26 protein-coding genes are annotated in these 22716 nt (G+C 61.4%); 15 read left to right on the top strand and 11 right to left on the bottom strand.

Annotated features, from left to right (window positions below):
• The 3 genes from DM806_RS20255 to DM806_RS20245 all read left to right on the top strand — a co-directional run.
• Window positions 1-1608 (top strand): electron transfer flavoprotein-ubiquinone oxidoreductase (locus DM806_RS20255; protein ID WP_179044961.1); only part of this gene is annotated, 1608 nt, incomplete at its 5' end.
• A gap of 246 nt (window positions 1609-1854) precedes the next feature.
• On the top strand, window positions 1855-2490 hold the full coding sequence (locus tag DM806_RS20250; protein ID WP_179044960.1) for a TetR family transcriptional regulator: 636 nt from the start codon (window positions 1855-1857) through the stop codon (window positions 2488-2490).
• A 141-nt stretch (window positions 2491-2631) separates the two neighbouring features.
• Window positions 2632-2958 carry a metal-dependent hydrolase gene (locus DM806_RS20245; protein WP_179044959.1) on the top strand — a complete coding sequence of 109 codons (327 nt, stop codon included), beginning with the start codon at window positions 2632-2634 and terminating at the stop codon, window positions 2956-2958.
• A 285-nt stretch (window positions 2959-3243) separates the two neighbouring features.
• Here the strand turns inward: DM806_RS20245 and DM806_RS20240 are convergent, their stop codons facing one another.
• The 3 genes from DM806_RS20240 to DM806_RS20230 are packed head-to-tail and all read right to left on the bottom strand — an operon-like array spanning window position 3244 to window position 4307.
• On the bottom strand, window positions 3244-3396 hold the full coding sequence (locus DM806_RS20240; protein ID WP_179044958.1) for a hypothetical protein: 153 nt from the start codon (window positions 3394-3396) through the stop codon (window positions 3244-3246).
• 7 nt (window positions 3397-3403) lie between these two features.
• Window positions 3404-3763, bottom strand: coding sequence for a cytochrome c oxidase subunit 3 (locus tag DM806_RS20235; protein WP_179044957.1), 360 nt, complete (start codon window positions 3761-3763; stop codon window positions 3404-3406).
• The gene (locus tag DM806_RS20230; RefSeq protein ID WP_179044956.1) at window positions 3756-4307 is read right to left on the bottom strand and encodes a hypothetical protein; all 552 of its coding nucleotides are present in this window, start codon (window positions 4305-4307) and stop codon (window positions 3756-3758) included. The genes DM806_RS20235 and DM806_RS20230 overlap by 8 nt, the downstream gene beginning before the upstream one ends.
• 78 nt (window positions 4308-4385) lie before the next feature.
• Between DM806_RS20230 and DM806_RS20225 the strand changes: the two genes are divergently transcribed.
• Genes DM806_RS20225 through DM806_RS20205 form a run of 5 tightly spaced genes read left to right on the top strand, consistent with a single transcriptional unit; the run spans window position 4386 to window position 6722 of the window.
• Window positions 4386-4571 carry a helix-turn-helix domain-containing protein gene (locus tag DM806_RS20225; RefSeq protein WP_179044955.1) on the top strand — a complete coding sequence of 62 codons (186 nt, stop codon included), beginning with the start codon at window positions 4386-4388 and terminating at the stop codon, window positions 4569-4571.
• A gap of 8 nt (window positions 4572-4579) precedes the next feature.
• Window positions 4580-4972 carry a hypothetical protein gene (locus DM806_RS20220; RefSeq protein ID WP_179044954.1) on the top strand — a complete coding sequence of 131 codons (393 nt, stop codon included), beginning with the start codon at window positions 4580-4582 and terminating at the stop codon, window positions 4970-4972.
• Window positions 4927-5517, top strand: coding sequence for a phytoene desaturase family protein (locus DM806_RS20215; RefSeq protein ID WP_179044953.1), 591 nt, complete (start codon window positions 4927-4929; stop codon window positions 5515-5517). Before DM806_RS20220 ends, DM806_RS20215 begins: the two co-directional genes overlap by 46 nt.
• Before the next feature lie 6 nt (window positions 5518-5523).
• On the top strand, window positions 5524-6498 hold the full coding sequence (locus tag DM806_RS20210; RefSeq protein ID WP_179044952.1) for a phytoene desaturase family protein: 975 nt from the start codon (window positions 5524-5526) through the stop codon (window positions 6496-6498).
• Between the two features lie 11 nt (window positions 6499-6509).
• Window positions 6510-6722: a hypothetical protein gene (locus tag DM806_RS20205; protein WP_179044951.1), complete on the top strand. Its 213-nt coding sequence runs from the start codon at window positions 6510-6512 to the stop codon at window positions 6720-6722.
• A gap of 13 nt (window positions 6723-6735) precedes the next feature.
• On the opposite strand, the gene DM806_RS20200 is transcribed toward DM806_RS20205, so the two are convergent.
• The gene (locus DM806_RS20200) at window positions 6736-8019 is read right to left on the bottom strand and encodes a hypothetical protein (RefSeq protein ID WP_179044950.1); all 1284 of its coding nucleotides are present in this window, start codon (window positions 8017-8019) and stop codon (window positions 6736-6738) included.
• A 223-nt stretch (window positions 8020-8242) separates the two neighbouring features.
• Between DM806_RS20200 and DM806_RS20195 the strand changes: the two genes are divergently transcribed.
• The 6 genes from DM806_RS20195 to DM806_RS20170 all read left to right on the top strand — a co-directional run bounded on the left by DM806_RS20195 (window position 8243) and on the right by DM806_RS20170 (window position 12846).
• A complete protein-coding gene (locus DM806_RS20195; protein ID WP_179044949.1) occupies window positions 8243-8560 on the top strand; it encodes a 2Fe-2S iron-sulfur cluster-binding protein in 318 nt (105 codons plus the stop codon).
• A 172-nt stretch (window positions 8561-8732) separates the two neighbouring features.
• The gene (locus DM806_RS20190; RefSeq protein ID WP_179044948.1) at window positions 8733-9491 is read left to right on the top strand and encodes an enoyl-CoA hydratase/isomerase family protein; all 759 of its coding nucleotides are present in this window, start codon (window positions 8733-8735) and stop codon (window positions 9489-9491) included.
• A 62-nt stretch (window positions 9492-9553) separates the two neighbouring features.
• Window positions 9554-10705: a phosphotransferase family protein gene (locus DM806_RS20185; protein WP_179044947.1), complete on the top strand. Its 1152-nt coding sequence runs from the start codon at window positions 9554-9556 to the stop codon at window positions 10703-10705.
• A gap of 20 nt (window positions 10706-10725) precedes the next feature.
• Entirely contained in the window at window positions 10726-11166 is a 441-nt protein-coding gene (locus DM806_RS20180; protein ID WP_179044946.1) for a nuclear transport factor 2 family protein, read from the top strand.
• 26 nt (window positions 11167-11192) lie between these two features.
• On the top strand, window positions 11193-12197 hold the full coding sequence (locus DM806_RS20175; RefSeq protein WP_179044945.1) for a hypothetical protein: 1005 nt from the start codon (window positions 11193-11195) through the stop codon (window positions 12195-12197).
• 10 nt (window positions 12198-12207) lie between these two features.
• On the top strand, window positions 12208-12846 hold the full coding sequence (locus DM806_RS20170) for a TetR/AcrR family transcriptional regulator (protein ID WP_179044944.1): 639 nt from the start codon (window positions 12208-12210) through the stop codon (window positions 12844-12846).
• Window positions 12847-12854: 8 nt separating this feature from the next.
• On the opposite strand, the gene DM806_RS20165 is transcribed toward DM806_RS20170, so the two are convergent.
• The 6 genes from DM806_RS20165 to DM806_RS20140 all read right to left on the bottom strand — a co-directional run bounded on the left by DM806_RS20165 (window position 12855) and on the right by DM806_RS20140 (window position 19377).
• The gene (locus DM806_RS20165) at window positions 12855-13958 is read right to left on the bottom strand and encodes a TIGR03857 family LLM class F420-dependent oxidoreductase (RefSeq protein WP_179044943.1); all 1104 of its coding nucleotides are present in this window, start codon (window positions 13956-13958) and stop codon (window positions 12855-12857) included.
• A 39-nt stretch (window positions 13959-13997) separates the two neighbouring features.
• Window positions 13998-14468, bottom strand: a complete 471-nt coding sequence (locus DM806_RS20160) for a nuclear transport factor 2 family protein (protein WP_179044942.1) — start codon at window positions 14466-14468, stop codon at window positions 13998-14000.
• Window positions 14469-14483: 15 nt separating this feature from the next.
• The gene (locus DM806_RS20155) at window positions 14484-15260 is read right to left on the bottom strand and encodes an SDR family NAD(P)-dependent oxidoreductase (RefSeq protein ID WP_179044941.1); all 777 of its coding nucleotides are present in this window, start codon (window positions 15258-15260) and stop codon (window positions 14484-14486) included.
• The gene (locus tag DM806_RS20150) at window positions 15257-16486 is read right to left on the bottom strand and encodes a hypothetical protein (protein ID WP_179044940.1); all 1230 of its coding nucleotides are present in this window, start codon (window positions 16484-16486) and stop codon (window positions 15257-15259) included. The genes DM806_RS20155 and DM806_RS20150 overlap by 4 nt, the downstream gene beginning before the upstream one ends.
• A 111-nt stretch (window positions 16487-16597) precedes the next feature.
• Window positions 16598-18040 (bottom strand): aromatic ring-hydroxylating oxygenase subunit alpha, encoded by a 1443-nt coding sequence (locus tag DM806_RS20145; RefSeq protein WP_179044939.1) that lies wholly within the window; start codon window positions 18038-18040, stop codon window positions 16598-16600.
• A 65-nt stretch (window positions 18041-18105) separates the two neighbouring features.
• Window positions 18106-19377 carry a cytochrome P450 gene (locus DM806_RS20140; protein ID WP_179044938.1) on the bottom strand — a complete coding sequence of 424 codons (1272 nt, stop codon included), beginning with the start codon at window positions 19375-19377 and terminating at the stop codon, window positions 18106-18108.
• A 170-nt stretch (window positions 19378-19547) separates the two neighbouring features.
• Between DM806_RS20140 and DM806_RS20135 the strand changes: the two genes are divergently transcribed.
• The gene (locus DM806_RS20135; protein ID WP_179044937.1) at window positions 19548-20150 is read left to right on the top strand and encodes a TetR/AcrR family transcriptional regulator; all 603 of its coding nucleotides are present in this window, start codon (window positions 19548-19550) and stop codon (window positions 20148-20150) included.
• Window positions 20151-20249: 99 nt separating this feature from the next.
• Here DM806_RS20135 and DM806_RS20130 read toward each other — a convergent pair whose 3' ends face one another.
• Complete coding sequence (locus tag DM806_RS20130) at window positions 20250-22688, bottom strand: TonB-dependent receptor (protein ID WP_179044936.1); 2439 nt, start codon at window positions 22686-22688, stop codon at window positions 20250-20252.
• Window positions 22689-22716 lie beyond the last annotated feature (28 nt).

Raw genomic sequence — 22716 nt, 5'->3', positions numbered from 1 at the left:
GGTGGGCCTGCGGGACTGTCGGCGGCGATCCGGTGCAAGCAGTTGGCCAATGATGCGGGTCAGGAACTGGCGGTGTGCGTGCTGGAAAAGGGGTCGGAGATCGGCGCCCATATCCTGTCGGGCGCAGTGATCGATCCCAAGGCGCTGGATGAGCTGATCCCGCAGTGGCGCGACATGGGCTGTTCGCTGGCCGAAACCCCCGTCACCGACAATCAGCACTGGATGCTGACCAAGACCGGCAAGATCGCGATGCCGCATCTCCTGACGCCGGGCTGGATGCACAACAAGGGCGCCTATACCGGATCGCTGGGTAACCTCTGCCGCTGGCTGGCCGAGCAGGCCGAGGGGCTGGGCGTGGAGATCTTCCCCGGCTTTGCCGCGGCGGAGATCCTCTACCATGAGGATGGCAGCGTGAAGGGCGTGGCCACCGGCGACATGGGCATCGACCGCGAGGGCAATCGCAAGCCCGACTATCAGCCGGGCCTCGAACTGCACGCCAAATACACCTTCTTCGCCGAAGGGGCGCGCGGCCACCTGACCAAGATATTGAAACGCCAGTTCGCGCTCGACGCGGACAGCGAGCCGCAGGTTTATGGCCTGGGCATGAAGGAATTGTGGGACATCGATCCGGCCAAGCACAAGCCGGGCCTGGTCATTCACTCGCAGGGCTGGCCGCTGACCGATGCTTACGGGGGGGGCTTCCTCTATCACCAGGCCAATGGCCAGGTGGCGCTGGGCTTCGTCGTGGGGCTGGGCTATCGCAATCCGCATCTCTATCCGTTCGAGGAGTTCCAGCGATGGAAGCAGCATCCGGAAATCCGCAAATTCCTCGAGGGCGGGCGCCGCGTTTCCTATGGCGCACGCGCGATCAACGAGGGCGGCTGGCAGTCGATCCCGAAACTGGCCTTCCCCGGCGGCGCGCTGATCGGCTGTTCGGCGGGCTTCGTGAACGTGCCCCGGATCAAGGGCACGCATACCGCGATGAAGTCGGGCATGCTGGCGGCCGAGGCAGCGTTCGCCGCAGTGCAGGCCGACCGCTCTGGCGATGCGCTCGACGACTATGACGCGACCCTGCGCTCCAGCTGGATCGCTGACGAGCTGCAACTGGTGAAGAATGCCGAGCCGCTGCTGGCCAAGTTCGGCAACACGATCGGCACGCTGCTGGCGGGCATCGACATGTGGATGCGCACGCTGAAAATCGGCCTGCCCTTCACGATGAAGCACAAGCCCGATTGCGAGAAGCTGTGGACCAAGGACCACGCCAGCAAGATCGCCTATCCCAAGCCGGACAATGTGATCAGCTTCGATCGGCTGTCGTCGGTGTTCCTCTCCAACACCAATCATGAGGAGGACCAGCCGGTCCATCTCCAGCTGAAAGACCCATCGGTTCCGATCAGCTACAATCTGCCCCTTTATGACGAGCCGGCGCAGCGCTACTGTCCAGCGGGCGTCTATGAAGTGGTCGGTCAGGAAGAGGGCGATCCCAAGTTCCAGATCAACGCGCAGAATTGCGTCCATTGCAAGACGTGCGACATCAAGGATCCCACCCAGAATATCAACTGGGTCGTTCCCGAAGGCGGCGGAGGACCAAATTATCCCAATATGTGAATGGGTTGTCTCGGCGCATCAAAAGCGGGAAATGCTCCAGATCGTACAATTGGGAAATTCGTAGCTTTCAAAAACTTTGACGCGCTGTTTGCTGCCGCAACGCACGTTGAACAATGCGGCATCTTTACCGCTTGGGGCCTATGAGTCATCGCGCCGGCCGCAGGTGGGGCCGTTTTCGAAGCGGCAATGCTCTTTGCCGCTGCGCCCCCAGTTGCAGCTCCATGCGGGTCTTGTGGAAGTCGAGATTTGGTCTATCGAACAGCGGTCTTGCAAGGCAGAAAGGCGTACATTTTGGCGCGACGCGATGACAGGCCGGAACGGGCGGAAGGCCGCATCGCCCTTCAGCGCCAGCATATCGTAGAACTTGCGCTCCGGCTGTTCCTTGAACGCGGTTTCGATGCTGTGAGCATGACGGAGCTTGCCCAGGAGGCGGGCATCTCCCGTCGAACGCTGTTCCGTTATTTCGCGAAGAAGGACGACATCGTATTTCTTTCCGTCGACCGGTGGGAGGGGGACTTTATGCGCAACCGGCTGCGCTCGGCGGACGGGCCGAAAGAGTCGGTGGAGCGGATCAAATGGGCTTACCAGGCGCTCGCCATGGAGGAGTCCCTGCATAGCGACGCGGCGCGGATAAAGACCCGGCTGATCTTCGACACGCCCGCCCTCGCGCGCCGCATGCATCAGGGACTCAATGACTGGCAGCGCGAATTTGCGGAACTCATCATTGATCGGGTCGGCGCGGAAGGGGACGCGGCCTTTCAAATTCATGCGCAGGTCGTTGCCGTGTCGATGCTCTACACCACCGCCTTTCGGCACTGGCTGGTGGACGACAGCCACAGCCTGCGTGAATGGATCGAGATCGCCTTCGCCGCGTTGCATTGATCAGGCATCGGATTCGCCCTAACGCTGCGGCGGCTGACCGGCTGACCGGCACGCCAGCGGCCCAATGGCTCGCCCGTCCATTTCAGAAAGGCGCGGCGCAAGCTCTCATGGTTCCGGAAGCCCAGAGCACGGGCGATATCCTTGGCACCCAGCCGCCCTTCCCGCGCCAATATCAACGCATGGTCGCGTCAATGGCATGTGGCGGAGGAGTTCGAGCATTGCGCTACCTGCCATAAGGCGTTCAAGGCCGTGTCAGGCAATTATTTCGTGCGGCTCGCCGGACTCGCTTATTCCTTCTGGCACATCCATATGCTGTTCGACCTTGCGACGCGGATCGTGCTGGAGGTTTATCGCGCCGACATGGCGCCGGCGGAGCGTCGCGCCTCGATCAAGCGGGAAAAGCGGCTCGCGCGCCGCCAACTGGGTATATGCTGCCCGAATGCTGCGGCTTGTGATGCCCTAATATGACCCGGCGAAGCTGAAGGTGCCCGCGCGCATCACCAAGGCGCTGGAATTCTACAAGCGGCGGGATCCGATCCGGGTGAGCTTTGCGGACGTGCCGGACACAATCCCGCAAGCGGCCTGACCCTTCTCTCCACCTAGCGCGGTCGGGCCATTTCCCGATCGCGCTATTTCTTCATCTCGCGATCCAGAAGAGCACGAGCAGTACGACAGCGACGACGATGACCCACGCCTCGAAGGCGAGGCGCAACGGCAGGATCGCTTCGTCGATCTCCATATAGCACAGGCCGATCAGCCGCACCTTGAAAAGGCGATCACCAGGATCGCCGACCCTATGATGCGCGGGTCGAACGGCATTGCCTCCAACTGGCACAGATAGGAGGCGAGCGTAGCCGCGACGAATATGGCCCAGGTCATGACCGGGGACTGGATGGCATGCTTCATGACGCGCTCACTGATGCAGATAGAGGATGGCGAACAGGATCACCCACAATATATCCACCAGATGCCAGAACAGGACGCATCCCTCGATTGCCTTGATGCCGTTGGGAGCGAGGGGCGCGTTACAGCGGGTGCGGATGAAGGCCAGAGTCCCCAACCCTGCGGTCACATGCGACAGATGGATGCCCGTGAAGCTGAAGTAGAACATGAAGAAATTGTTGGTGGTCGGATTGATCCCGGCCGCGATCTTCTCGCCATATTCGATGATCTTGACGCCGATGAAGCCCAGACCGAACAGGATCGCCCAGCGGCTGGGCTCGCTGCGGATGCGTTTGGTGTGGGCGTGCTGGACTGATCTTATGTCATGCATGATGGGTATCGCCTTGAGAGGTGCGATTGATCGCGCTGAGCGTCAGCGGCGTCATGATGATGAGCCAGACAAAGAAAGCCGAGGCCGTGATCCAGAAGGACAGAAGGCCGTTCCATGCAAACGGGCCGGTGCGGAAGATATAGGCGAAGGCGCCTCGCACCAGCAGCAGCGCGAGCCAGATGTTCAGATAACCGGCCCAGCGCGGAAAGACGGGGTTGGGACGCTTGTCGGTCAGCGCGCCGATGGCGATCGCGCCGAACTGCGCCAGGAAAGTCGGGAAGGCGGGGATGAAAAACAACCAGGCGATGTCGTTGAGCATCTGGGTCAGGGCGGGGTCGCGCTCCGGACGGAAGGCGGCGATCGCCAGCACCATGTTCGGGAACATCAACGTCAGCACGCCGATGGCGCCCGCGCCCAGTTGCAGGTCAGCCGGCAATCGGCTGGAGGTGTGCATGTGCCGCATCTGCGTCGTGATGACGCAGACCAGCGCGATGAAGCCGGCAATGCCCGCCAGACCCAGGATCATGCCTAGGCGAATGAGCATCGCATTGTCGCGGTAGATGGCGGCGATCTCCGGCGCTGACAGGCGTGGGGGCGGGGGGGGGGCACGGGCGCCGAGCGGTTGCTGGCAGTCGCGCTGGAGGCTTTTGCGGCCCAGGGTTTCGATGGCGCCAGCGTACGGCACATCGCTGCCCAGGCGGGCGTCGACCCGGCGCTGATCAAGCATCAGTTCGGGTCGAAGGCCGATCTGTGGCACGCGGCGGTCGACACCCTCGCGATCATCTTCTGTCTGCCCTCGGGCCTGTGAGGAGGATCGTGAGCGGCGGCGCGGATAAGGCGGATCAAGCGCTGGTCGACGCCACCTGCGACAATCCCCTGATCGCCAAATTCGTACTCAGCGAACTGGTACGGCAGAATGAACAGAGCGATTATATCTTCCAGAAGCTGGTCAAGCCGATCCACAATCTGCTGGCGCCCCTGATCGTGTCCGTCTGCTGCACGAGTGAGGACGCGCCCGATCCGGACCTGTTCTTCTTCGCTTTCAAGGGGCGATCGTCACGGCCATTGCGGGCCGTCCCTTTATCGAGCGCATGTCGGATCCGACCCGCTCGAACGTCTATTTCCGCGAGCAGTTGCTGCCCACTGCATCGAGAGGACAATGAATGGCCTATGATTTCGTCGTCGTCGGTGCGGGCAGCAATTCGCTGACCACCGCCTGCTATCTTGCCAAGGCTGGCCTGTCGGTGCTGGTGCTGGAGCTGGAGCGGGAGGAACAATGTGGTGGCGGCGTGGTGTCGGTTCAACCCGATCCGCGCTTCATCCATGACGGCCATGCCATGGGTTATCTCATGCTGCTCGCCAACCCGGCGCTCAAGGATAATGAGCTGGAGCTGGAGACGCGCTTCGGCCTGGAATTCGCCTATACGCCCGCGCCTTTCGCGTCGCCTCATCCCAATGGCGCGGGCCTGATCAGCTATACCGATTTCGACCGGGCGGTGAAGGAGATCGCACGCATTTCGGAACGGGATGCGCGCGCTTATACCCAACTGGTCGAGGAAGCGAACGAGCTGCTGCCGCTGCTGTCGCGCGGCTTCTTCATGCCACCCATGCCGCATGAGGGTTTCATGCGCCTGCTCAACGACAGCGCCAAGGGCCGCAAGATCCGCGTCGAGTTGGAAGGCAATGTCATCGACTTCCTGAACGCCCGGTTCGAATCCCCCCATGTGAAGGTCCATATGGCGAAATGGGCGTAGGAGGTGATGAGCGCGCCGGATTATCCGGGCACGGGCCTGACCATGTATCTGATCCTGGGGCTGGTCCACAAATATTGTATGGCGACGGTTGTGGGCGGCGCCAAGAGCGTGACCAATGCAATGATCGCCTGCCTGAAACATCATGGCGGGGAACTGCGCACTGGCGTCACGGTCGAACAGTTCTTCGGCGGCGGCGGCCGGATCGACGGCGTGATCACGGACGGCGGCGAGGAAATCCGCGTCCGCAAGGCGATGGTCGCCAATCTCCATCCCTGGGACATGGGCCGGATGGTGCCGGGCATCGTCAAGGGGATCGCCGCGCGCGCGGCAGCGGTCAAGCTGTCGGAATATGGCGCGATCAACCAGCAGATCGCCCTGTCGGAGCGTATTCAGTGGATCGGCGGCGAAGCCTATGATGAGGCGATTCTGGTTGAATGCATGGAACCTGACTGGGAAAATTTTATGCGGCCATTCGAAGCCTATCGGCGCAACGAATTTCCCTATGACGTGCTGCAACCGCTGGGTGGGCCGCAGAGCAATTTCGACCCCAGCCGCGCACCCGATGGCATGGCCGCCCTCTATCTCTATTGCTTTGCGCCCTATCAGACGGAGGACGGATGGGCGGTCGACAAGCAGCGGGCGGGGGACGCGCTGTTCGATTGGTTCTGCAAGTTCACGAAGAATATCGACCGATTGAAGACACTGAAACGTCTGATCGAATGTCCGGAGGATCATAACCGGCACAGCCGCATCATGCGGCGCGGCGACATCATGGGTATTTCCATGACTGCCGACCAGTTGATGGGCGCCCGCCCCACGCCGGAACTGTCGCAATATCAGATACCGGGCATTGACGGCCTGTTCCTGACCGGTTGCACGACCTATCCCGGCGGCCTTGCGACATTGGGTGGCCATGCGTCGGCGATGAAAATCTATCAGAAGCTTGGGATCAACCTGAAGACTGGATTCACCAACTATTGAGAGGATTGCTCATGGAACTGTTTATCAAGCATAATGACAGCCTGAAGACGGTAGAAAAATTGTCTCCGGACGGTGGAAACCTGCTAATCGAAGGCCAGATCATGAGCACCTTGCCGGTGCGCGCGATACTGACGCCGGATCAGGCGCGTGCCGCGTTCAAGCTACTCAATGTCAAGACCGTCCTGTTCTTGCTGATCATCCTGTTCCGGCGCGGTCGCAAGTAAGCGGGGAGGTTGGTCAACCGGGAAGTCGACCGACCGTCTCGCCAATATCCTTGCGTCGCCATTCCGACAGGAAGACGGTGAGCAGTTGCAACTGGGCGCGCGGGAGGAAAAGCGCGCGGAGGCGCGGGTCGCTGCGGTCGGTGAGGTCCGCATAGTCCGGCAGCTCCGCTTCCAGCAGCGACGGTGCGTCCAGCATCCAGGCGGTGCCCAGCACCGCGATGGCGAGATTCACGTCCTGGTAGAACGCGGCGGCATCCAGCGTCGGCCCGCCCAGCCGCGTATATTCGGACAGCAGTAGCGCCTGAAGATTCGCGTCATGCCGTGCCAGGAAGTCCGCTTCGCCAGCGCAGAGCATGCCATAATAGGATTGGGCTATATTGGCTTGCGCCACGCCGCCCCAGTCGAGCTGGCCTGATTGCATCATACCTTCTTCATCGCGCCAGAACCAGGCATTGTCCGGGTTCATGTTCCAGTGGACCAGCGCAATGGCCTCCCGGCGGGCATAGAGGTGCCGCCAGATTGTCTCCTCCTTCGCCAGAACCTGCACAGCGCCCGCCGCGAACTCGTCCAGAAAAGCGGGATCGGCAAGGCCATCCGGCAGCAGTTGCGGCGCGCGCGCAGCAAAATCCTTCAACTTGGCGAGCTTAGCCTGCAATTGTGCCTGATCGTAGGGAATGACCTTCAACAGCGCTTCGTCGGTAGGGGTGAACGGAAATTCCTGATCGATCTCGTCGCCGAAATGCCCAGCGCGGTGATAGGCGGCCAGTGCCGCGATCGCGCGCGTCTGCGCCTCGTAATAGGGGAGCGGGTCGGCAAGCTCATAATCGACACATTTTTCCAGCGCGGGCTCGATCCCTTCCGATCCATAGGGAATGCGCTCGGTGATCAGGAGGCCAGTCTTGAACTCAGCATTATAGTCGCCGAACATGCAGCGCGGCACCCGCAGCGGAAAGCCGGAACGGCGCGACAGCAGGGCAAAGCGGACCTCGGGATCCATCACCGGCGAAAACAGGTCCCTCAGCGGATCGCCAAATTCGCGCGTGAACTTGGCGAACAGGCGGGTCGGCGCGCCTTCCTCCCGTGCATAGGTCACGTCGATCGCGATCTTGCGCCCCATGCCGCCGCCGAAAAATTCCTTCCAATGGATGATGGCCGTGACCGCATTGTCGACGCTGATCGCCTCCGTCTGTTGGAAAAGCGTAGTCAAAGCTGACACGCCGCCTTCCTCCAGCACCGCATAGCTGACCGGGAACGCGATCCCGGTATGATCCCCGGCCACATGCGTTGGATTGTTCACCCGTCGTCTCTCCTCGGCGCGATGGCGCATAGCAAAATTATTGTTCGTAGACTTACCATTGCAGGACATGCTGCTGTGATCAAGTCGCACATGCGGCATCATCAAGTCGCACATGCGGCATCATGATGTGCCGCAACGGGAAAATAGTTCATAAGCTTACGATCTGAGTTGATTTTGGCCTGGTCCCTCTTTAGGGGGTGGAGAAATAGGAAGGATTGGGCAAATGGCGAAGTTGACCGTAGTCAATCGTTCAGGTGAAGAGCAGACGATCGAGGCACAGGATGGCCTGTCCGTGATGGAACTGCTGCGCGACAACGGATTTGACGAACTTCTGGCTCTGTGCGGTGGCTGCTGCTCCTGCGCCACCTGCCATGTCTACGTCGATCCGGCTTTTGCGGACAGCCTGCCTGCGGTCAGCGACGATGAGAATGACCTGCTCGACAGCTCCGATCATCGGAATCAAGCCAGCCGCCTGTCCTGTCAGCTGACCTTCAGCGAGTCGCTGGACGGCCTGCGCGTCACGATCGCGCCGGAAGATTGATCCGCCCCGCCGGGCATCGATTTCAATGATGACCACATGAGAGTCGGTGCACGGCGTGTCTTGCTCCTGTTCGTTTGTGCATAAGATTTCGCGCCACATATTTCTCCCCTAGATTGAGTCTCGTCAGCAGAAGCCGCCGACATCAAACTGCCCGGTCGCATGAGGAGAGATGATGAATAGCCAGGACATAAGGGTCGAAGTGCATCCCGGGCCGGGGGACGTCATCCTGTTGCGCCTATCACGGCCGCAGCAGCGGAACGCCATGTCGGTTGCGATTGTCGCCGACGTGCTCAATCTGCTCGGGTCTACTGCGGGGCAGGCGGCCGGCGCGATCGTCATCGTGGGGGAAGGGCGGGGGTTCTGCGCAGGCAGCGACCTCACTGCGCTGGCTGGGATGGACATGCCGGAACGGTCCGTGTTCGAGGCCGATTGCGGTCGGCTTGCACGCGCCCTGACCGCGCATCCGTGCCCGGTGATCGCGGCGGTCCATGGCTTCGCCATCGGCGGCGGCCTGACCCTCGCTGCGGCCTGCGACATTGTAGTCAGCACCGCCGACGCGAAATGGAGCCTGCCGGAGGTGCAGATCGGACTCTTTCCCGCCTGGGGTCTGGAAGCCGTGACCATGCGGGCCGGGCGGACGCGGGCGCGGCGGCTGTCTTTCGGCATCGACACGCTTTCCGGTGCGGAGGCTGCGGAGGCGGGGCTGGTCGATCTGGTCGCCGACGATCCGTTGGGCGAAGCCATGGCGATCGCCGGGCGGTTTGCGGCCCTGCCCCTTGGACAGGTAGCGGCGGTCAAGAATTATTTCGCCGTCGAACGGCAGGGCGAGGAGGCCGACCGGCATGCGAACCGGCTGTTCATCGCGGCCTGTGACAGCGATCAGGCGCGCGTCAGCTTCCAGCGTTTCGGCCGGAACGGATCGCCGTCTTGACAGATTTAAGGCAATGGCCTTAATCTCCGCGCGAACAAAGTCAGCGTCGCAGGAGAGATAAGATGCAGATCAGTGCGGAGCGGGTACGGCAGGTGTATGAAGCGGAGGTGCACGACCGTCCGGTGACGCGGGCGGACGAAGTGCCGCCTTCCTATGTGTCCATCACTCGCGAATGGCTTGACGATGTACTGTGCGCCGATGTGCCCGGCGCGCATGTGGCCGCCTTTTCCTTCGACGAGCGAGATGACGGGTCTTCGAACCGGCGGCGAATCTTTCTGTCCTACAATGCGGCGGGGGAGGCGGCCGGCCTGCCCGCGACCGTCTTCTGCAAAGCAGCCGAGACGCTGGAAAACCGGATCGTGCTGGGCGTATCCGATACGGCTCGCGCCGAAGCGGACTTCTATAAACTGGTCCAGCCCGAGCTCGGCATTCCCACTCCCAAGGCGCGATACGCCCGTTTCGACCCGGAAAGCTTCGCCTATCTCATCATGATGGACGACATGGCGCAGGGCGTGCGCTTTCCCGACGAGCGTACCACGCTGACCCGGCAGCAGGCTGAGCAGATGGCGATCACGCTCGCTGGATTGCACAGCCGCTTCTACCAGAGCGACGCGCTGGGTACGGCAAAGCTGCCGTTTAAAAGCTGGCCGGTCTGGTGGGCGAACCAGATGCAGGGCGCGCCGGACTTTCCGGCTTTCTGCGACAAGGGGTTCGAGGCTGTCGAGGCGCACCTGCCCGCGCGGCTCGTCGCGCGGCGGGCCGATGTGTGGCCGGCCACCGAAAAGTCGGTAGCGCGCCATAATAAATTGCCCCACACGCTGATCCATAGCGACGTGCATCTGAAGAACTGGTTCATCCTGCCGGACGACCGTATGGGCCTGCACGACTGGCAGCTCACCACCATCGGCCACTGGTCGCGCGATTTCGCCTTTTCGACCACCACCGCGCTGACGATCGAGCAGCGCCGGGAATGGCATCCCGACCTGCTGCGCCTCTATATCAGCGAGATGGAACGGCACGGTGTGCCGAAGATCGATTTCGACGAGGCTTTCCTCAATGTCCGTCAGCAGCTGATGACAGCCTTTGCCTTCTGGACGATCACCATGTGCCCGACCGGCGACATGCCCGACATGCAGCCGGTGCGGACGACGGTGGAATTCCTCAAGCGCATGGGCACCGCGATCGACGATTACGACGTGCTCGATTCTTTCTGAAAAAGGGGAGGGTGAAGGCCATGTCCGACGCGATCGAACAGATCCGCCTGCTCAAGGCGCGCTATTTCCGCTTCATGGACGGGAAGGATTGGGCGGGGCTGCGCACCCTGTTCACCGATGATGTTGTCTTCGATGTGCGTGGCGGTCTGGCGCCCAGCAAGATCGACGACAGCTATGCCGAGCCGCCGGTGCGTGGAGCCGATGCGGCGGTCGCTTTCCTGCGGAGCGCGCTGGATGCGGCGGTGTCGATCCATCAGGGCTATATGCCCGAGATCACCGTCATAAATGCGGATAATGCCACCGGCATCTGGGCGATGGCGGACATCATCCGCGCGCCGGAAGGAGCGCCCTACCGCGAGATGCGCGGCCATGGCCATTATCACGAAACCTATCGCCGCATTGGCGGGGAATGGCGCATAGCCACGCTGCGCCTGACCCGACTGGCGGTCGACATCAGCTGATCATCAAGAGACAGAAAGGCAAGAGCATGCCCCACGTTCCCGTCAACGACTATCCCTGGCAAGGCGACTTTCCCGACACGCCGAACTGGAGTGAGAATTTCCTGCTCGCCGGGCAGGACCCCAAGTCCGGGGTTGGTTTCTGGATGCACTGCGGCCGCTGGCGCAAGGATCTGGAGATGTTCCGCGAAACGGTGGTGGTGCGCCTGCCCGACGGCACGGTGGCGTCGTCGCGCGCAATCGGCAACGCCAATTCCGCCAAGGATGGGCCGGGCGGCCCGCATTACGCCATCCGCATCGTCGAGCCGGGCGCCAAGCTGACCTATCGCTATAATGGCGGCATCCGGCGCGTGCCCTCGCTGGGCATGAAGGACGCGCTGGTGGCCGAAGGCCCGCGCACGCCGATGAAGATCGCGCTGACCTTCGAGTCCAACGCCGATGTTTGGGATTTGCACAAGGTCGGCGGCACGCAGGACTTTTTGCCAGCCGGCCATATTGAGCAGATCGGCCGCGTCACCGGGACGATCCAGGTGGGCGACGAGGTCTACGAGATCGACACGATCGCCAATCGCGACCATTCGCTGGGGCCGCGCGACAATAAGGATCTGCTTAATCACCAGTGGCATCAGGGCTATTTCGAAAACGGCATCAGCTTCCTGCTGTTCGACGCGATGACCCGCGGCGACGGCAAGGTCGCGTTTTCCGAAGCCGCGGTCTATGAAGGCGATAAGCTGTTCCCCGCGCGGCTGGAACTGCCCTGGCGGTGCGACGATGCCGCGAAGGACCATGATCCGGTCAGCTTCCGGCTCCATTATGAAAATGGCGCGCTGGACATCCAGACGACGGAATATCAAACCGATTCCTATCTCTCGCTGACGTCGCCCAATGACCAATATGTCGGCGTCTATTCGACGGAGGGCAAACCCACGCTCGTCCTTGCCGAACAGTCGGTGGGGCTGTTGCTTAATGGTTCGGTGCGCGGCTACGGATGTTTCGAACGGACCATTAACGGCCATATCGAGCCGGAAAGCTGAAGATGCCCGCATGAATGCAACCCCTGCCGCCGCACCCGATCTGCCCGACGCGAAGAGGCGGCTCATCCTCGAAGCCGAGCGGGTGTTTGGCGAGCAGGGGATAGCCGCCGCCTCCCTGCGCGACATTTCGGAGGCGGCAGGGCATCGCAACAAATTCGCCGCCCAATATCATTTCGGCGACCGGGATGGCCTGATCCGCGCCGTCCTCGAATATCGTCGACCCCATGTCGACGGGTTGCGGCAGGCCTTTCTGGACGAGCGCGGAGCGACGCCGGAAACAGCGTCCACGCCTCTGCTGGTGCTCACCATTCTGGAGCCGCTGTTGCTGAGCGTGGATCGCCATGAACTGGCGGCCTATGGGCGCTTTCTCTATGCGCTGCTCCATTATGATGTCGAGGGCGCTTTGTGGCAGGAGTCGGCGTCGACCGCGCCCGTTACCCATAGGATTTACGGCGCCCTGCGGCACCATGCCGCCGGGCTTTCCGACGAGAGCTGGAAAATGCGGCAACGCGTCTTCGGCCGTTGCTGCATCGACTTCATCGCCAATCGCCAATTGCTGCTGCCCTGGGGCGATCCGCCGCCGCCTCAGCAGATGAAGGAGGTTGCCGCCATGCTGGCGGCGATGCTGACGATCGGCGTCCCGGCCTGATGGTCTGATCAGAGGCCTGGATTGACGGAACGCGGCGAAAGGCCGCCGGGGCGGATGTCCTGCCAGGCCCGAAGCACGCCGGCCATTTCGGCGGGGGCGCTGCCGTGGAAGAGGATGCTGTCGGCGCCTGCATTCAGCCGGGCGAGCGCGGCGTTTGCGCCGTCCCGGCCCGTGCCGATGGCATTGCCGTCCTCGATCCAGCTTCGGGGATAGAGGTCGGCCATCGCGCGCAATTGGTCGAGGTCGCGGGTCGTGCTCTCGTCGCCCATCGTGCCGGCGGGACGCTGGCTGTCGAACCGGTCAAGCGTCTCGCGCAGCCGCACCGCCTCCGCCTTGTCCCAGCCATTGGCGTCGCAGATAGCGTCGAACATGCCGGGGAAGAGAATATAGCTGTTCATGCGGCGCACGACATAGTTCAGCATAGCCTCTTCCGGCACGTCGCAGGCAGTGACCAATATCGTCCAGATGCGCACCGCGGCGGGATCGCGCCCGGCCTCCTCCGCGCCCTGACGGACCAGCTTCGCCGATCTTTCGACGGCCTGCGGCGTCCAGAGCGAATTGAAGACGACCCCGTCGGCATGGCGACCGGCCCATTTCAGCGTCTTTTCGCCCATGCCCGCGCAGATGATCGGCGGGATCGTCGGCAGGTCGACGCCCAGGCGGAGACCCCCGATGGTGCCCAGTGGCCCCTCATAATTCACCGTCTCCCCGCGCCAAAGCTGGCGCAGGATCGTGATATAATCCTCCATGATGCGGAAATTCAGTCGGGGCGTTCCGCTGGCGTCCGCGAAACTGTCCGTTCCACGCCCGATACCCAGCGCGAAACGGTCGCCGGTCAGCTTCGCCATAGTTGCGGCATAGCCTGCGGTCACGATCGGGTGACGCAGCGGCAGATTCTGGATCAGGCCGGACGCGATCCCCATGGAGGGCGAGAGCATCGCCGCAGCGCCCGAAAGGACATCGGCATTCTTCGCCGCGAAACGCTCCGAAATCCAGACCGAGCCGAAGCCCAGCCGTTCGGCGTCCCTGATCTCTCCAATCGCGGCAGTGGGGTCGGAAATATGGCCGGGCAGGGCATAGCAACCAAATTCCGGAAAGCGTGTGATTTCCATTTCGACCTCTCCCGATGCTCGCCCAAGGCGAACATTTTGTTATTCGCCGCTGCTCTCCACCGGCGTTGCCTGCCCCAGCCATCGGGTGAAGCGCGAATCCGGCCTCGCCCATTCCATCGTCGCGTGCCGCCGCATGATCAGCCAGCGGTCCCCGCTGCGCACGAATTCGTCATCATAACGGCCGCTATGATCGATGCCGAGTTCCGTCACGACGATGATATAAGTGACGACCTGCGCACTGTCCGGCCCGGCGAACTCGATCATCGTCGTGGTCAGGTTGTGACGCTGGAAATTCCCCTTCTCGAACGCCCCACGCTGTTCGGCCGCCGGATGGAGCATTGCGATGATGGTGTCCGGCCCCTTCAGTTCGCCCTTGCCCTGCACTTCAAACAGGGCGTCGGGGTGGAAGACCTGATGGTGAAGCGCATAGTGCGCGGTGTCGGCCGCCCGGTTGTAGAGTTCGAGCGTGTAGCGGATCGCTTCGCGTGCCAGCATTTCCTGTGGGGTCATGCTGTTCCTTCCTTCTCATAACAGGCCGCGCGTCCAGCCGCCGTCGACGGCGATCGTCTGCCCGGTGATGTAGCTGGCCCGTTCCGAACAGAGGAACGCGACAAGCCCCGAAATCTCGTCCGGGCGTCCGTGTCGGCCCATCTGGATTACCGGAGGATCCTCTCGCCGGGGAAGCGCCTGGTCGCCGCCGGCCTGGGTTTCCTCATTAAGGCCGGTGGCGATGCTGCCGGGCGCGATGGTGTTGACGGTGATGCCATGCGGCGCCAGTTCGTTTGACAGGCTGCGCGCCAACCCCACCGCCGCGACGCGATAGGTGTTGGACAGGACGATGTCGAAGAAGCGATGTGGTTCCTTGGCGCAGACCGACCCCAGATTGACGAAGCGGCCAAAGCCTTTCCGTTTCATTGCCGGATAGGTTTCCCGCGCCAGCATGGCCAGCGACAGGACGACCTGTTCATTGCTCTGCCGGAAATCATCATAGGATGCGTCGTCGAAACTGTAGCGCAGGGTCGATCGCACATTGCCGATGACGATGTCGGGATCGCCGAATAGGCTGCGGGTCTGCTCCACGGCGCGGCGGATGTCGGCTTCCACCGCCATGTCCGCGCTGATCCAGGCGGCACGTCCACCCCATTTCTCTATTTCGGAGACGGTGTCGCGCAGCGGTTCCTCCCGCCGCGCGACGACCATGACGGCCGCGCCTTCCTCCGCCAGTTCCAGCGCGATGGCGCGCCCCATGCCGGCGCTGCCGCCGGATACGAGCGCAACCTTGTCATCCAGCCCCAGCCTCATTCGAAACCATAGGGATCGTAACGGCCGTTGATGAACATCTCGACCTGCGCGGCGCCGCGATGGACCGAACCGTCGGGCGCGTGCAGGGTCACGCGCATCAGATATTCGACGCCATGGGTTTTCTTGCCGTCATTGCCCTTGTCCTCGATGCCGGTGCCCTCGCCGAAATTGGTGGCCACCTGTTCTCCCGTGACCCTGTAGGGCGTGTAGGTGAAGGGCTGCTGCGACCAGTCGAACCGGTCCCATTCGATCGCCAGTTCCTCCGACCCATGATAGGTGTGGAAGGTGCCCCCATCCTTCCAACTGCCAGGATGATAGCCCATGGTCTGGCCCATCCATGGCGGCGCGGCGACGTCATAGTCGATCCGCCATGTACCGCCCTGGTCATCCTCCAGATGCATGGTCGTGCCGGTCAGCATCCGGGTGCCGTCGACAAAGCGCATCTCGTGCCGGGCGGAGGTGAAATGCAGCGCCTCGCTGCCCCAGCCCTTGAACACATGGCCGCCCAGCGGCGTCCCGAAGACATCGTTCATCTTCGCCTGCACGCCCTCAGGCGTTTCGTGCAAGTGGTAGAAGCCGCTATAATCGCCCGCCACGAAGCAGTTCCACCAGCGCAACGCGCGCTGCGGTCCCGACTTCTGTCGTGGCGGCAGCAGGGATGCAACGGGCGCGAGCGGCGGGCGCTCGGCATACAGTCCCCAGCTATGGTCGCGGGCGGCGAACCATTTGTCGGGGGTGATCTCATACCGCTTGCCCTGATATTCGGCCCAGCCGCTGGCCACGCCCGGCTGCGAATAGCGGGTCTGATCCGTCGTCAGCCGGCCGCGATTTTCCGCCGAATGATGGTCCTCTAGGAAAGCAGGCGAAACCCCTTCCCAGAGAATGTCAAACGACAGACCGCTGCCATTATCCTCCAGCACAAGACGGATTTTCTTGAGCGGTTCCACGAATGCTACGCGCCACGGCCCGATCGCGATGTCGAAATTGGGGCGCCATGCGCGATTGAAACGGGTGGTCGAATGGATGCCATTGTCGTTCAGAAAGGCATAGCCGCCGAACATGTCGGTGTTTGGGTTCACCCGCGCGCCGGTCGCGATGAAAATGCCTTCGTCTGGGTTGAACACGCCGAAATAATAGCCGTCGTCCCAGCTATAGTCGGTCGACGGAATGAAACTGAACGGGCGGGATGCCTGGTGGACGGGAAACTCATCATAGGGCGTCAGCATCAGCTATCCTCTCCTTTTCGTTGTTCAGCTTCTGGCTTCGGCTCGGCGGCTCATGCCAACGCCATGAGAAGCGACGCCGGCCTATCCTTGCCGACGTCTTGCGCCTGCCTGTCAGGCTGCCGCCGCCGCTTTGGCCGCAATGCCCTTCTCGATGGAATCAAGCATGATCAGGTTCCACTGCTGGATGATCGATTCCTGATAGGCGCCAAGATGGGTCGTCGGATTTTCGATATTGGCCGAATGCGCGCCGCGCTGGACGCGGGGCAGATTGCCGCAATCCTGATCGAAAATATAAGCGAGGAAGCCAAACCTGTCCTGCATCGCGGCGAAGATAGACTCATTTGGACCGATGTCGACGCGCGGCGTAGCTGGGGGTCGCTTTTCGCCTGCCTTCACCGGATAGAGCATGCGCACTTCAAAATAACTTTTGTTCGGATCAGTCGCGTGCGGCCAGAACTGGTAAGTGAAGGGCACCGCTTCGGACAGCCAGAAGCAGCTGTTAGGGTAGAAGAAATAGAGCAGGGAATCGAGCAGGATCGCGTCGGGAACGGTGCTGTCGATGCCGTGCTTCGCTTTGTAGGCTCCGCGAATCCAGTCGGCGACCTGCACGCGCAGATCCTTGTCAGGGTCGAGCTGAGTGACGGGATGGCCCGGATAGTGCCAGTCGCCTGTGGACTGCAAGAACATCTGCGCTGACGCGACCGGGTCCGTATCCAGCGGGGCATGGGCCGAAGGAATGGCGGAATAGGTGGAATTCCGACCGACATAGCTGCCCTTGGTCGCCCAGACATCATATTTGCCCTGCGCGTCGCCGGCGAAGGGGACGGCTTCGGGATGGGTGGCGTAAAGATGATAGGCTTCCTGGAACGCCTCCTGCGCCACCTTCCAGTTACAGTCCATTTCGCGGCGGAAGTGGCCGTAAGTATAGCGGTTGGCGTAGTCAAATTCCTTGAAATGTTCAGGGAGCATGCCGAGCGCGTCCATCAGCGACGGCGCATTCTTATCCGCGTTGATGAACAGGAAGCCGCCCCACCGTTCCAGCCGGACTTCGGGCAGGCTGCCGTTATTCGGTGTGATCTCCTTAAAATCCCAGTGGCTGGGAATCCGTTTCAGTTTGCCGCCATTCTGCCATTCCCATCCGTGATAGGGGCAGCGGATCGACTGGGCATTTTCCTTGGTGGCGCACAGTTCGGTGCCCCGGTGTGGGCAGCTGTTATAATAGGCCTTGAACTCGTCCTCGGCGGAATGGACGATCATATAAGAGCGGCGGCCGACATTGACCGGCATTCGGTCGCCGACTTCGGGCAGGTCTTCGTCACGCCCGATATACAGCCAACCCTTTTCCCACACGAACTCAAATTCGGCGGCAGCAATTTTTGGATCAAAATAAATGCTATGATCGAAATGGCGATGGTCAGGCTCTATATCGCCGTTAACGCGAAGGGAGATATGGTCTGGAAAAAAGGCTTCCTTGTTCCACACTTCCTGGGTGACGGGCCTGTCCTTCGTGCCATAACCCTTTGTTATTTCCAATTTGCGCGCAGCATTTGACATGATCGAAGCCTTTACGACTGAAAACGAAATTACACTGATTTGTCTCGGAACCGCAGTGCTGAATATCAAGCCTCGCTGTTCACCTTGTAACCGATACGCAGACTCGTGATACCGCGATGCAGGAGGCCCGGCCAATAATCCGTATCGCTGCTGTCCAGGATGTGAATGTCCTTCAGCCGTGCGAATAGTGCAGGGAGGGCGATCGCCAGCTCCTTGCGGGCGAGCATCTGGCCAAGGCAGCGGTGGATGCCCGGCGCGCCGAAGGCGACATGGTTACGGGCGTCCTTGCGCGTGATGTCGAAGCGGTCGGGCTTGTAGAAGCGCGCCGGATCGCGATTGGCCGCATCGAAGCGGAGCAGGACGGCGGCCCCTTGCGGAATTGCCGTGCCCGCCAGTTCGGTGTCACGCGTGGCGATTCGCCACATGGAGGTGGCCGGGGTTTCATAGCGCAGCAGTTCCTCCACGGCGTTCGCCACCAGCGATGGGTCGTTGCGCAGTATCTCGATCTGGTCGGGATGGCGAAGCAACTGCATCAGGCCGCTCATTAGCGTGTTGCGGGTGGTTTCGTTGCCCGCAACTGCAATCTCCAGCGTCAGCGCCGCCGCTTCATCGTCGGTCAGTGGTGCGACGCCGTCCATGCCGATATTCACGAGGTTGGAGATCAGGTCGTCCGCAGGCTGCTGGCGCCGTGCCGCCAGCCGCTCCCGGATGAAGCGCATGAAATCGACGACATTCTTCGCTGCTTCGACTTCTTGCTCCGCAGTTCCCATGCGGCTGACAAGCAGGATGGCGGCGTCCGACCATTTGCGCACCAGATGCCAATGGTCGCGGTCGAGCCCCAATATGTCCGCGATCACGTAGGTAGGCAGCAGCACGGCAAATTCGTTGACGAAGTCCGCCTCGCTATTCTGTGCCATGTCGTCCAGCAGCTGCGTCACGATCCGTTCGATCAGCGGCTGAAGATTGGCGATCCGTCCCTGCGCGAACACGGCGTTTACCAGCGCGCGATAACGTTTGTGGTCTGGATCGTCGGAGACGAGCAGCAGCCCCGATCCGGACTGGCCCACCTCCGCCAGGATCGCGAGCGCTTCCTGATTGTCCATGTTGGGACGGTTTGTGAGATGCCCCATCTGGGAGGAGAAATCCTCCGTTCGTTTGGTCGCTTCGGCAACCGCCGCATAGCTGGTGACGAGATAAGCATCCATGCCGCCGGGCACCTTGGCTTTCACCACCGGTCCACTTTGGCGCAGTTCAGCGAGGGCGGCATGGGGATTTGCGAGCAGGGTGGGTACGGTGAAATCGAACGACGTATCAGGCTCGAGGGTGCCGGTGGTCATCAGAGCGTCTCTCCGGGATAGGTTAGTTGCCGCTGCCCGTGAAGCCGGACCTGAACAAGCAACTTACATTCTATCGTGAATGTATGTATGTTATCCCTGCCCTTGTAAAGGGGGAACGAACAAGGCAGTCGGGGTTCATGGACATACGCACAAGCAGCAGAAAGAGTGGCGTGGCACGTCGATCGCAGGAAGAGCGCAGTTCCAATTCGCGCGCGAGCCTGATTGACAGTGCGATCCGCCACATGCGGGAACGGGGGATTGCCGCAACCAGCATGACCGAGATCGCGGCGGACGCCAATCTGACCCGAGGTGCGATCCAGCATCATTTCAGCAGCCGGACGGAACTGATATTGGCGGCTGTCCGAGAACTGGACGATCGGCTGTCGCAGGCGTTCGACGGCTATTCGGTGCCTGTCGGTGTGTATGGACTCGATCGGGTGGCGGCCGTGTACGACCATGTCGTCGCCCTGACGGCATCCGCCGACGCTGTTGCGGTCTATGACCTGCTGGGCGCCAGCCGCGGCGATCCGGTGTTGAAGCACAAAACGGTCGAATTGCAGCGACCTTTGACCGAAAAGTTCCGGCAGTTCTGGCGCCGCAATCTGGACGGGCACATTCCCCGCGAGGTTGTCGAAGTCAGCCTCGATATCGCGCTGTTGATGAGCCAGGGCGTGGCGATGGCCCAGTTGTTGACGCAACCCCCGGCGGTGATCGACCGCACCATGGCAGAATTTCGGGTCATGTTGCTGGAGTCCATTGGCGCGCGGCTTTGATCGCTCTCCATTTTTGCCGACGCGTTGTGGTCATGGCTGAAATGAAGCGGGCCCGGAGTTTTGCTCCGGGCCCGCTTCATTTCAGACTGTCAGTCCGACTTACTGGCCGAACTTGTAGCTCAGACGAACCATGACTTCACGGCCACGGCTGACTGCTGCGAAGCGGTCGCCGCGCACGCCGCCGACGGTGCCAGTGCCGCTGCCGGTGAAGGGCACGTCGGTGGAAGCGACATAATAATATTTGTTGGTGAGGTTACGGCCGACCAGCGCGACTTCCCAACGGTCATCCGCTTCGCTGACACGCAGCGAGGCGTCGAGCAGCGCATATTTCGGCATACGGCCATCGGGCGCCGAGGTGGAGTCGGTCAGGAAGCTGCTCGAATAATTCGCATCGACCGACAGGCCGAGCTTCATTGCTTCGGTCAGCGGCGTTTCATAGCCGAAGCCACCCGACAGGTTCCACTTTGGCGCACGCGGAATTTCCGCACCCGACAGATCCTGAACCGGCACGTTGCTGGCGTTGAGGACGCAGCCTTCCGCCGGCGTTTGGCCGTTATAGCAGGGTGCGTTCGCGAAGGCGGAATAGTTCGCCTTGTTGTACGCCGCCGCGCCATGGACCGTCAGACCATCGAGCGGGGTGCGATAATTGAAGTCCATTTCGACGCCCTTGATCTTGGTCGAGGCGGCGTTGCGGATGGTCGAGCTGGCGTTGGTGAAGTTCACCACCTGCAGGTCGCTGACCTTGTAGGTATAGGCCGCCATGTTGATGCGTAACGTGCGGTCAAACAGCGCAGCTTTCAGGCCCGCTTCGAAGCCCTTGATCGTCTGCGGATCGTAGGACAGGTTGGTCGTTGCGATATTGTCGACCGAGCTGGAGTTGAAACCGCCAGACAGGAAGCCATGCTTGTAGTTGCCGAAGATCGTCAGGTCCTGGCTCGGACGGTAGGAGACGCTGATTTCCGGGGAGAAATCCTTCCAGTCCCCCTTGCGGACGACCAGCTGGCTGGTGACGTCTTCCATATTGTCGAAGGTGTTCTGAACCGGCGTGACGAAGCCTACGCCACCATTGACGCCGTTCAGAACCTTCGACAGGTGTTTCTTTTCATAGGAATAACGGCCGCCTGCGGTGATTTCGATCTTTTCGATCGGTTTGTAGCTCATCTGCAGGAACGCCGAATAGGCCGTGCCCTTCTGCACGAAATAATAATTGTTGATCTGGAAGGGCGTGCGCAGCGGAATGAAGCCCAAGCCGTTGGCCGCAAGTGAAGCAAGGCCGCTCGCCTCGCCCGCGAACACGAAGGTCTTCGATCCGGTTTCTGCCTTGGTGATGCCCAGATAGGTGCCTGCAGTGAAGTTCAGCGGACCGTCATAATCGGTCTGGACGCGCAGTTCCTGGCTGAACTCCTTGTCCTTGTAGATGTTGCGGCTGGGCAGAGCGATCGAATAATCATTCTCGTAATTTTCCGCCTGCATCAGGTCGACGTCATAATAGCCGGTGATGGATGTCAGCTTGACCTCATCCGACGGGCTGTAGTTCAGTTCCAGGCCGGTAAGGATCTGGCGCTGGTGGCCATAGGGCTCGCCATCCCTGAAGGTCGGGTCAAGCGTGCCGACGACAGGGCCCATGGAGCCACGGATCAGCTTGTCGTCCGCCTTGCAATTGTCGACCGAACCGGACTGCGGGCCGCCGAATGGGCAGCTGATGAATTCCCCTGCCTGGGCAGGGCCGGCATATTTGGTGCGGGCGAGGTTGACCTTCAGCCGGGCGTCGAAATTGTCGGTCGGTTCCCACTTTAGGGTGCCGCGGACAGCATAGTCACGATTGTGCGGCAGGCGCTGTTCTTCTGGATAGAGATAGGCGCCGTTCGGCACTTCATTGTGCAGGTCGCCCTGCATGCGCGAATAATAGCCTGCAACGCGCACGCCCAACGTGTCCGTGAGCGGACCCGAGACATAGCCTTCAAGGCGCAGTTCGTCGGCGTTGAATTCATAGCCGCCGGTGACTTTCGCTTCGAAAGTGTTCGTCGGATCAGCCGTGCGCAGCGACACGACGCCGCCGGGGCTGTTCTTGCCATAGAAGAGTGCTTGCGGACCCTTCAGCACTTCGACCTGGGCGATGTCGGTATCGCTCATGCGACGGACCGAAGCCTTCGCGATCTGAACCCCGTCGATATTGAAGGAAACGGCCTGGTCGCCGAAAGGGTTGCTGTCCGGGCCGCTGATGCCGCGCAGCGCGATGTTGCCGCCCTGAACCGACCCGTTCTGCGGTGCGATGATCAACTGTGGCACGATGCGGGCGATGCCGTCCAGATTGGTGACGGAACGGCGAGAAAGTTCGCTGGCGCCGACGGCGGTCATGACGACGGGCACGGCGATCGAAGACTCGTCGCGCTTGCGCGCGGTGACGACAATGTCTTCCAGACCGCTCTGTGGCTGCGCTGCGGTGGTGCCAGCATTCTGGGCCATGGCGATGGTGGATGACGACGCAAAAAGCCCGGCAACGATCAGGGATCCGCGGGTGATGGTGCTGATTTTCAAAAAAATTCTCCCCAAGATTCGCCAGTTA

Source organism: Sphingobium lactosutens (assembly GCF_013393185.1).
GTDB lineage: Bacteria > Pseudomonadota > Alphaproteobacteria > Sphingomonadales > Sphingomonadaceae > Sphingobium > Sphingobium lactosutens_A.
This window is presented reverse-complemented; position numbering and strand designations above follow the sequence as displayed.

Coding starts and splice junctions, on each gene's coding strand:
- DM806_RS20240 (WP_179044958.1), bottom strand. CDS start 3,396: ATGAAGCATGCCATCCAGTCCCCGGTCATGACCTGGGCCATATTCGTC.
- DM806_RS20235 (WP_179044957.1), bottom strand. CDS start 3,763: ATGCATGACATAAGATCAGTCCAGCACGCCCACACCAAACGCATCCGC.
- DM806_RS20230 (WP_179044956.1), bottom strand. CDS start 4,307: ATGCTCATTCGCCTAGGCATGATCCTGGGTCTGGCGGGCATTGCCGGC.
- DM806_RS20215 (WP_179044953.1), top strand. CDS start 4,927: ATGGCCTATGATTTCGTCGTCGTCGGTGCGGGCAGCAATTCGCTGACC.
- DM806_RS20210 (WP_179044952.1), top strand. CDS start 5,524: ATGAGCGCGCCGGATTATCCGGGCACGGGCCTGACCATGTATCTGATC.
- DM806_RS20205 (WP_179044951.1), top strand. CDS start 6,510: ATGGAACTGTTTATCAAGCATAATGACAGCCTGAAGACGGTAGAAAAA.
- DM806_RS20195 (WP_179044949.1), top strand. CDS start 8,243: ATGGCGAAGTTGACCGTAGTCAATCGTTCAGGTGAAGAGCAGACGATC.
- DM806_RS20190 (WP_179044948.1), top strand. CDS start 8,733: ATGAATAGCCAGGACATAAGGGTCGAAGTGCATCCCGGGCCGGGGGAC.
- DM806_RS20185 (WP_179044947.1), top strand. CDS start 9,554: ATGCAGATCAGTGCGGAGCGGGTACGGCAGGTGTATGAAGCGGAGGTG.
- DM806_RS20180 (WP_179044946.1), top strand. CDS start 10,726: ATGTCCGACGCGATCGAACAGATCCGCCTGCTCAAGGCGCGCTATTTC.
- DM806_RS20175 (WP_179044945.1), top strand. CDS start 11,193: ATGCCCCACGTTCCCGTCAACGACTATCCCTGGCAAGGCGACTTTCCC.
- DM806_RS20170 (WP_179044944.1), top strand. CDS start 12,208: ATGAATGCAACCCCTGCCGCCGCACCCGATCTGCCCGACGCGAAGAGG.
- DM806_RS20165 (WP_179044943.1), bottom strand. CDS start 13,958: ATGGAAATCACACGCTTTCCGGAATTTGGTTGCTATGCCCTGCCCGGC.
- DM806_RS20160 (WP_179044942.1), bottom strand. CDS start 14,468: ATGACCCCACAGGAAATGCTGGCACGCGAAGCGATCCGCTACACGCTC.
- DM806_RS20155 (WP_179044941.1), bottom strand. CDS start 15,260: ATGAGGCTGGGGCTGGATGACAAGGTTGCGCTCGTATCCGGCGGCAGC.
- DM806_RS20150 (WP_179044940.1), bottom strand. CDS start 16,486: ATGCTGACGCCCTATGATGAGTTTCCCGTCCACCAGGCATCCCGCCCG.
- DM806_RS20145 (WP_179044939.1), bottom strand. CDS start 18,040: ATGTCAAATGCTGCGCGCAAATTGGAAATAACAAAGGGTTATGGCACG.
- DM806_RS20140 (WP_179044938.1), bottom strand. CDS start 19,377: ATGACCACCGGCACCCTCGAGCCTGATACGTCGTTCGATTTCACCGTA.